At 57.2% G+C, this 4,857-nt stretch carries 5 protein-coding genes and 1 pseudogene; 5 read left to right on the plus strand and 1 reads right to left on the minus strand.

Features of this window, described 5'->3' with window-relative positions; translation table 11 throughout:
• Positions 1–137: 137 nt before the first annotated feature.
• Positions 138–1,484, plus strand: a complete 1,347-nt coding sequence (locus tag A3764_RS22955; protein WP_009804212.1) for an ISNCY family transposase — start codon at positions 138–140, stop codon at positions 1,482–1,484.
• Positions 1,485–1,553: 69 nt separating this feature from the next.
• Here the strand turns inward: A3764_RS22955 and A3764_RS22960 are convergent, their stop codons facing one another.
• Positions 1,554–2,279 carry a hypothetical protein gene (locus A3764_RS22960; protein WP_040609070.1) on the minus strand — a complete coding sequence of 242 codons (726 nt, stop codon included), beginning with the start codon at positions 2,277–2,279 and terminating at the stop codon, positions 1,554–1,556.
• Positions 2,280–2,503: 224 nt separating this feature from the next.
• Between A3764_RS22960 and A3764_RS24345 the strand changes: the two genes are divergently transcribed.
• The 4 genes and pseudogenes from A3764_RS24345 to A3764_RS24350 form a co-directional block, all read left to right on the plus strand.
• Complete coding sequence (locus A3764_RS24345) at positions 2,504–3,199, plus strand: hypothetical protein (RefSeq protein ID WP_236628310.1); 696 nt, start codon at positions 2,504–2,506, stop codon at positions 3,197–3,199.
• A gap of 364 nt (positions 3,200–3,563) precedes the next feature.
• A complete protein-coding gene (locus A3764_RS22970; protein WP_067924416.1) occupies positions 3,564–4,091 on the plus strand; it encodes a DsbE family thiol:disulfide interchange protein in 528 nt (175 codons plus the stop codon).
• 110 nt (positions 4,092–4,201) lie between these two features.
• Positions 4,202–4,609, plus strand: coding sequence for a TlpA disulfide reductase family protein (locus A3764_RS22975; protein WP_312869919.1), 408 nt, complete (start codon positions 4,202–4,204; stop codon positions 4,607–4,609).
• A gap of 115 nt (positions 4,610–4,724) precedes the next feature.
• Positions 4,725–4,857, plus strand: a pseudogene (locus tag A3764_RS24350) (cytochrome c biogenesis protein CcdA); the annotation flags it as partial.

Below are 4,857 nucleotides of genomic sequence, written 5' to 3' on the forward strand. Positions count from 1 at the left end.
CGATGGGGTATCGCCCTAGAAAACTTTACATAANNTTCATTATGCGTATTTATACTGTACGCGCAAAGCGATAATGTCACCCATGAGCAATTCAGAAGTGTCACTCTCCTCGCATACGATAGCGAGGATGAGTGGACATGGGATGGGTTATGATGAGCGAGCGCGATTTGAACCGCGTTGAGGTTTTGGCGCAGGTCGATGATAGTCGGCTGACGGTAGACAATGCGGCAAACCTGCTGGATCTGACAAGGCGGCAAGTGTTCCGGCTTCTCAAGCGATACCGGCAGGATGGCGCCTCAGCGATCCGACATAAGGCGCGCGGCAAACCTCCAAACAATCGTATCCATCATGCAAAGCGCGATTATGCTCTGAGCCTGATCAAAGAGAATTACCCGGATTTCGGCCCAACACTGGCAGCTGAGAAGCTGGCTGAGCATCACGGGTTCACAGTGTCTCGCGAGACCGTGCGCAAATGGATGATCGAAGACGGCATCTGGCTCTCGCGGAAACAGCGCCGGACCTTCCATCAACCTCGCTTACGGCGCGAATGCTATGGTGAGCTGATCCAGATTGATGGTTCCGATCACCGTTGGTTTGAGGATCGGGGTGATCCCTGCACCCTGCTCGTTTTCATCGATGATGCCACCAGCACCTTGATGGAGCTGCGGTTTGTGAAGTCCGAGAGCACGTTCAGCTATTTCGAGGCGTTGGACAGTTATTTGGTTCAGCATGGCCGCCCAGTGGCCTTTTACAGCGACAAGCATTCGGTATTCCGAGTTGCCAAAGAAGACGCAAGGAATGGTGCAGGCATGACCCAGTTCGGGCGTGCGTTGAATGAGTTGAACATCGAGATCCTGTGCGCCAACAGCTCTCAAGCCAAGGGCCGCGTAGAACGGGCCAACCGCACGCTTCAGGACCGGCTTGTCAAAGAGCTGAGGCTGGCAGGCGTTTCGGACATGAAAGCCGGAAACGCTTTTCTTGAAGGCTTTAAGAGCCGCTTTAACGCCAAATTTGCCAAGGCCCCTGCCAAACCGGACAACCTGCACCGGGCGTTGAATGTGGAGCCGGATCGGTTGGCGGAAGTGTTGTGCTGGCGTGAGAACCGTTATGTCGGCAAGCAGCTCACGTTTTCCTATGACCGCAAGCGGATCATGCTCGAAGAGAACGAGCTGTCACGCGCTCTGGTCGGCAAATATGTGGACACCTATGTCTTTGTGGATGGGCGGTTCGAGGTACGCTGGAAAGGCCAAGCCCTGCCCTACAGGATCTTTGATATGGACCAGCGCGTCACCCATGCAGCCGTCACCGAGAACAAGCGGCTCGGTGCGGTTCTGGCCTATGTCAAAGAGATGCAGGATGCCGCACCGCCTAAGCCGAAGGTGCGGACAAACTCAGAGAAGATGGGCTACAAGCCGAACGGGCGTCGGCCAGGCAGACCGCCAGGATCACGGGCCAAGAAGAAGATTGCGCGCGCGGCAGAATAACTCAAGACTGCTGACATGGACGCCTATTACGAGCGCAAACACGCCGAGCAGGATGCGGCAGCTGTGGCATCAGACAAGGCGTAAAGCGGCCTGACCATCGGTTTCGAGTTTAAGGGCTGCGTGCCAGAGTGGCGTCTTGTAAAATGTGCCGTCGTCCCAAATCCTCAGCCCCTCCCGATCTTCCCAAAGCAGGCCGAGCCAACACAGTGGCTGCAAGACGCAGAATTTCAGCGCAAACCGCATGTCGCTGTGCTCCGGATCGTAGCGGTCCTTTTCTTCCCACCCGTAAAGCGTTTTGAGAAGATGTGCTAAGGTACACCCTACCCGCGCCTCGACGTTGATCACGTTCAGAAAGATGTCCCAGTTGCCCAAGGGGCCACCCCGGGCTTCGATCCGTTCATCATGGATGAACCGATAAAGATAAACCGGAGCGGTCAGATCAAAAAAGACGTCAGATGCTTCCGCCATCTCCCGTCCTTTCTTAGTCGCAACCAGCTTACCCTTGTAACGACGAAGAAGCTTCAGATGACGCAGCAACCCATGCACCGGGAACAAAGGTGGCATTTTGTATTCATCCAGCACCTTGTTCATTTCGAATAACTCGGTGGCGGTGAAATCGGGCCATTCAAAGTGTTCCGCCGCCCAATGCACAAACTTGCGGTTGAAGGCGCCTGATTGCGTCAGCCCGATCCCGCCGGTTTCGTTGGCATAACGCAACGCAAGCGTCATCCCACGAACCAGCGGCGAGTGTTTCAGGACATCAGCATCTGAGTGAAGTTTGACCGTCGGAAGCATGTCACCACGCTATCCTCGACACCAAAGACCCGCAATCCGCAAGGCTTTTCAGCCCTTCGATATTGGGGTCTGCGGGCTCAAAAGCCTTGCTCCCGTAGCGCCCTGTGGTGACCTTTCTGCTTTGCACAGCCGGTGACATTTCTGAATGGGATTTACATATACTTAGTGTTGCGATAGTATATTATCGTATATATGCTGGACTCCTCTCACGGAGGTTCCGCAGCATGCACTATCTGATCAAGAAGCTCCTCCCCTCGGTTGCAGTCGCTTTCACCGTGACTGGTCTTTCGCTACCAATGTCCGCCCGAGCGCAGACATACCCGATCGACTGCGCGATCCTCTTGTGTCTGTCTGGCGGCTGGCCCGCTTCCGTCCCTTGCGCCCGAGCTCGCGCCGAATTCATCAGGCGTATCACGCCTTGGCCAGTGGAACCGCCGCTGCAAATCTGGCGCTGTCCCATGGGCGCCTCCTATGAGGGCGATCGGCCACCAAACAACGCTGGCCGTATCTTTGAAGCCTTGTACTGGCCCGACAGCCGTCGACCGCTCCAATCCTTGCCAAGAGACAAATTCGTTCCCGCCGACCAGGCCCTCCGGCTCGTTCAAGATCGGGCGGACATCGATATCAGCGGACCTGAGTTCAATTTCGTACGATCCATCCGTGTCTTTGATGTTCGTTACGCGCGGCAATACGAAGCAGGAAGCGAAGGAGACTGCGAACGCTACGCCACTGTAGTCCTCGGCACTTATGGAACCCAAGGCGATTTCTCATGGCAGCGATCTTCTATAACTGCCCTGCCTGAGGCCCATGTGGGACTTGAACGTTGGGGCCAGAATTGCCCGGGTATCTATCACCGATCTGTCTTCGTCGATTGGCGTGACTATGATGGCAACTACGACTTCGAACAGGTGAACTACTAGCGCTGGCAAAGACAGCTTTGCCATCATGCTGCGAGAATTTGAGCGTGCTGAGTTGCTCAAATACCGGCTCTTCGCTGCTTTCGGTGCGCATGTCCGGAGAGCGGACGAAGGGGCCGTTCAGAGGTCTGAATTCAACGGCCTCTTCAGATACCGACCTTTCACTGATTTCTTACGAATCTAAACAGTAAGTATGGCTCGGGTCTGCGAAGCCGCGGCCAAGCCTCCCCCATCGTTCGGCATTGTGATCGGCGACGGTTTGCTTCATATCAGCGGTTGCTGATACCTTATTCCTTCCAAGCATTGATGGCAGGCTATGAGTTCGAAGGATAACCAAGAAAAGCGGCGCCGGAGCGGACGGCCGCTCATGATTTTGCCTATTCTTCTGTTTGGGTTGCTGGGCGTAGTCTTCTACTGGGGCCTCTGGAACAACGACGACCGGTTGCCCTCGACGCTGATCGGAAGACCAATCCCGGAATTCGCGCTCCCGCCCATCGAAGGGCGGCAGGACGGCCTAGCCTCGGCGAACCTGCAAGACCAGGTTTCTCTCGTCAACGTCTGGGCGTCGTGGTGCGTCCCCTGCCGCACGGAGAACCCGCTTCTCGTCGATCTTGCCGAAGCGGGCACCGTTCCGATCTACGGTATCAACTACAAGGACGATGCCGAGGAGGCGCTGGGTTTCCTCGAAGAGCTCGGCGATCCCTTCACCCGCATCGGCGCGGACCGATCAGGCCGCGTTGCGATAGACTGGGGCGTCTATGGAGTGCCGGAAACATACATAATCGACGCCGAGGGGCGCATTGCATACAAGCATGTCGGCCCCTTTGATCAGGCCTCGCTTGAGGAGGACATTCTGCCGGTCGTGCGCCGGTTGCAGGCTGAGAGCGACCCGTGAGGCGACGTGACGTCCTTGCCGGAGTCTTGGCGCTTGCGGCAAGCCCTGCCTCCGCCCGACCACCGATCCCTAATCACGGGACTCCGCGTGATCTCCTGTCGCCGCCTTTCGTGGATGGAGATGGACGGGATCTGACGCTGGCGGACTTCGAGGGACGTGTCGTGCTTCTGAACATTTGGGCGACTTGGTGCCCGCCTTGTCGCGAGGAGATGCCGACGCTCGACGCGCTGCAAGCGCGCCTCGGCGGATCGGATTTTCATGTTCTGCCGCTGTCGATCGATCGGGCCGGTCTCGAACCTGTGCGCCGCTTCTACCGAGAGACCGGCATTCGCAACCTCGATCTCTATATCGCGGAGGATACGCGCGCGATGCTGGCCTTGGCCGTGGTGGGTCTGCCGACAACGATTCTGATCGACCGCATTGGGCGCGAGCGGGGGCGCCTCGCAGGCCCGGCCGAATGGAACAGCCCCGAAGCCGTTGCGCAGATAAGCGCTCTTATTGACGAACGTAAGCAATAGGACATGGAAAAGCACGACGACCGCGCCAGCCGTTCCGCTCCGTGCGCACACGTGGTGGCGGTCTACCGATCAGTTTGGAGATGTGGATTTGATTGAACTTTCCGTTCTTGGACTAATGGCGGCATTGCTGGCCGGTGCCGTTTCCTTTCTGTCGCCCTGCGTGCTGCCGCTCGTGCCCGGCTACGTATCCTACGTTGCCGGACGTACGGTCACCGGCAGTGCAGCGCCTTCGAAGGGGCGGGCCGTCT

Source organism: Sulfitobacter sp. HI0129, assembly GCF_001635395.1.
Lineage (GTDB): Bacteria > Pseudomonadota > Alphaproteobacteria > Rhodobacterales > Rhodobacteraceae > Sulfitobacter.